Annotated in this window: 2 protein-coding genes; one reads left to right on the top strand and one right to left on the bottom strand. The window is 74.3% G+C overall.

The window, feature by feature from the left end; genetic code table 11:
* Positions 1–84: 84 nt before the first annotated feature.
* Positions 85–2,703, bottom strand: a complete 2,619-nt coding sequence (locus BU52_RS32555; RefSeq protein ID WP_037941450.1) for a glycosyltransferase family 1 protein — start codon at positions 2,701–2,703, stop codon at positions 85–87.
* Between the two features lie 825 nt (positions 2,704–3,528).
* On the opposite strand from BU52_RS32555, the gene BU52_RS32550 reads away from it, so the two are divergent.
* Positions 3,529–4,135: maltotransferase domain-containing protein (locus BU52_RS32550; RefSeq protein WP_157847952.1), on the top strand; the 607-nt coding region annotated here is incomplete at its 3' end.

Raw genomic sequence — 4,135 nt, 5'->3', positions numbered from 1 at the left:
GCCGCGCACGCGGGAGGCCTGGGCGGCACCTACGGCGGCAACCCGGTCGCCTGCGCGGGCGCGCGGCCGGCGGGCCGGGCATCGTCACCGCATCAGCAGTCCCGCCGCCTCCACGACGTCCTCCGACGGCACCGCCAGCAGGCCCAGCTCCGCGCCGGAGGCGAGCAGGGGGTGACTGGGCAGGATGCGGACCGTGTAGCCGAAGGGGCCGGTGCGGTCCAGGGAGAGCGGGCCCTCGTACACCCAGCGGCCCTCCCGGTCGGGCGCGCCCACCGGCTTGAGCGGCACGGCCGCCGCGTCGGTGATGCGGTCCTCCTCGTCCACCCGCCCGGAGACCGCCTGCACCTCGACGTCCTCCGGCTTCAGGCCGCCGAGTCCCACCCGCACCCGCAGTCCGAGCGTGGTGCCGAGTTCCGCGGTGGCCGCCGTCACGGACGTCTCGACGTGGTCGACGGTCACGCCGTGCCAGGCGCCGCGCACCCTCGCCTTCCACGCGGCGAGCGCCCGCGCGGAGTCCGGGTCCATCGCGCGGTGCGCGTGGGCGGCGGGCGCGTACAGGCGCTCGACGTACTCCCGGACCATGCGGCCGGCCAGCACCTTGGGGCCGAGCAGGCCCAGCGTACGGCGCACCATCTCGATCCAGCGGTCCGGCAGTCCGTCCCGGCCCCGCTCGTAGAAGGCCGGTGTCACCCGCTCCTCCAGCAGGTCGTACAGCGCCGCGGCCTCTATGTCGTCGCGCCGGTCGGGGGTGGTTCCGACGCCGTCCGCCGTGGGGATGGCCCAGCCGAAGTCGGGCTGGAACCACTCGTCCCACCAGCCGTCGAGGACGGACAGGTTGAGGCAGCCGTTGAGCGCGGCCTTCATCCCGCTGGTGCCGCACGCCTCCAGCGGCCTGAGCGGGTTGTTCAGCCAGATGTCGCAGCCGGGGTAGAGCTTCTGCGCCATCGCCATGCCGTAGTCGGGCAGGAACACGATCCGGTGCCGCACGCGCGGGTCGTCGGCGAACCGGACGAGCTCCTGGATGAGCCGCTTACCGCCGTCGTCCGCCGGGTGCGCCTTGCCCGCGATCACGATCTGCACCGGCCGCTCCGGGTGCAGCAGCAGGTCCATCAGCCGGTCCCGGTCGCGCAGCATCAGCGTCAGCCGCTTGTACGACGGGACGCGCCGGGCGAAGCCGATGGTCAGCACGTCCGGGTCGAGCACCCCGTCGATCCAGCCCAGCTCGGCGGTCCCGGCGCCGCGCTGCCGCCAGGAGGCACGCAGCCGCTCGCGCACCTCCAGCACCAGCTGTTCGCGCAGGGACCGGCGCAGGTCCCAGACGTCCTGGTCGGCGATGTCGGCCACGGAGTCCCAGCGGTCGGAGTCGCCGACGCTCAGCGCCTCCTCGGCGCGCTGGGCGCCGATCTGCCGGGCACCGAGCCGGAACACCTCGGGGGCGACCCAGGTGGGCGCGTGCACCCCGTTGGTCACGGAGGTGATCGGCACCTCCTCGGGATCGAAGCCGGGCCAGAGCCCGGCGAACATCTCCCGGCTGACGTGGCCGTGCAGCAGGGAGACGCCGTTGGCGCGCTGCGCCAGGCGCAGGCCCATCACGGCCATGTTGAACAGGTTGGGCTCGCCGCCGGGGTAGGTCTCCATGCCCAGCCGGAGGATGCGGTCGACCTCCATGTTCGGCAGCTCGGCGTGCGGGCCGAAGTGGCGGGCGACCAGTTCCCGGTCGAAGCGGTCGATGCCGGCCGGGACCGGGGTGTGGGTGGTGAACACGGTCCCCGCGCGGACCGCCTCCAGCGCCGCGTCGAAGTCCAGCCCCTCGGCGCGCAGTTCGGCGATGCGCTCCAGGCCGAGGAAACCGGCGTGCCCCTCGTTGGTGTGGAACACCTCGGGTGCGGCGTGCCCGGTGAGCCTGCAGTACGCGCGCACCGCCCGGACCCCTCCTATGCCGAGCAGCATCTCCTGGAGCAGCCGGTGCTCGCTGCCGCCGCCGTAGAGCCGGTCGGTCACCCCGCGCTCGCCGAGGTCGTTCTCCTCGACGTCGGAGTCCAGCAGGAGAAGAGGGATCCTGCCCACCTGGGCCACCCAGATCCGGGCGCGCAGCGAGCGGTCGCCGGGCAGGGCGAGGGTGATCTGGGCGGGGGTGCCGTCGGCCTCCGTGAGCTGGTCCAGGGGCAGCTCGTTGGGGTCCAGCACGGGGTAGTGCTCCTGCTGCCAGCCGTCCCGGGACAGGGACTGGCGGAAGTAGCCGTGCCGGTAGAGCAGGCCGACGCCGACGAGGGGGACGCCGAGGTCGCTGGCCGCCTTGAGATGGTCGCCGGCCAGGATGCCCAGACCGCCGGAGTACTGCGGCAGGGCGGCCGTGATGCCGAACTCCGGGGAGAAGTAGGCGACGGCGGCGGGCAGGCGGTCGGCCTGGGCCTGGTACCAGCGGTCGCCGGTCATGTAGGCGTGGAGATCGCCCGAGACCGCGTCGAGCCGGTCCAGGAAGTCACGGTCACCCGCCAGCTCCGTGAGCCGCTCGGTCGCCACGCTGCCGAGCAGCCGTACGGGGTCGCGGCCGGCAGCGGCCCAGCGTTCGGGGTCGACGGAGCGGAACAGCTCACGGGTCCCGGTGTGCCAGGACCAGCGCAGGTTGCGGGCCAGATCGCTCAGGGGCCGGAGAGGTTCGGGGAGCACGGGTCGGACGGTGAATCGACGGATCGCCTTCACAAGCCACCTCGGCGCGTTCGTGAGAGACGCGGTGTGCGTCCGGGCATCGCTGCCGACAGTACCGGCGCGGGCACCGTCCGCGCGGGAAGCCGGAGGACACGGGTACCTCCCTGCCGCTACCCAAACGATTCGCCGCACTGCGGATGTGGCCGAATCCGCACACGTGATCCGAGGAGGGCGCCAGGGGCACCGACACGGCGCCGTCCGCGCTCCGCCCGCCGACGGGCGGACGTGGACCGGGCGGGGCGGTCGGCGCGGCCTCCGGCAGGAGAAGAAACCGGCCCTTTTCCCACCATGGCTCCACGCCCGGTCCGGCGTCACGAGGGGGACCGATCACCTCGTCCTGCGCCGCGGGCACCGGCGCGTGGGCCGCAGGCACCAGCACGCCGGCGGCGTCCCCTCAGCCGGCGTGGGCGGCGGCTGACGCATCCCGCCGGGCGCGACCGGACGGCCCCGGCACGAGCCCCGAACCGCCTGTTCAGGGGGCCGGCGAACGGGACGGTGGCCCGGCGCGACCCCGGTTCGCCGAGCCGGCCGCCCCCCGTGCGGGGGTGGCGAGGCGCCCCCGGGGGACACCGGACACCGACCGGCCGGAGTCGATCCCGCCACGGCGGGAACGAGGCAACGAAAGGCCCTCCGGGACCGGCTGCCCTTCCGCGCGGAGGAGGCCGGTCTCGAGTGTCGACATACGCGTGAGTAGTTAACAAAGTGCCGGATTGCCCACCCGAACAGTGTGGGAAGGCTCCTGCGGGTACACAGAAACCCCGCAGGACCCACCTCCCCACAGTCATCCGCCCACCCACGTTGACGCGGACAGGAGCGGTCATGCCCGCCAAGCACCACTCGTCATCACCCCCGACGCCCGGCACCCCGGCGCCCGTGGACCGCGGAACCGGGACACCTCCAGGCCGCCGCACCGGGACGGGACCCCCGCCGTCCTCCGCGCCGCCTCCCGCCGGTCCACCGACCGCCGTGGGGCGCATACCCGTGCTCGACGTCCGCCCGATGGTCCGGCAGGGGCGCCGGCCCGCGAAGGCGGTGACCGGTGAGGCGTTCGAGATCTCGGCCACCGTGTTCCGGGAGGGGCACGACGCGGTGGCCGCCGACGTGGTGCTGAAGGATCCCGCGGGGCGTCCGGGGCCGTTCACGCCGATGCGGGAGCTGGCACCCGGCACGGACCGGTGGGGGGCGACCGTCGTCGCCGGGGAGCCCGGGCTGTGGACGTACGCCGTGGAGGCGTGGGGCGATCCGGTCACCACCTGGCGGCACCACGCGCAGATCAAGATCCCGGCCGGCATGGACACCGAGGTCGTCCTGGAGGAGGGCGCCCGGCTGCACGAGCGCGCGGCGGCCCAGATTCCCGGCTCCGGGCCGAGGGACGTTCTGCTCGCCGCCGTGGACGCCCTGCGCGACGGGAGCCGTCCGGCGGCGT

Origin of the sequence: Streptomyces toyocaensis (assembly GCF_000725125.1) — a bacterium.
GTDB classification, from domain to species: domain Bacteria; phylum Actinomycetota; class Actinomycetes; order Streptomycetales; family Streptomycetaceae; genus Streptomyces; species Streptomyces toyocaensis.
This window is presented reverse-complemented; position numbering and strand designations above follow the sequence as displayed.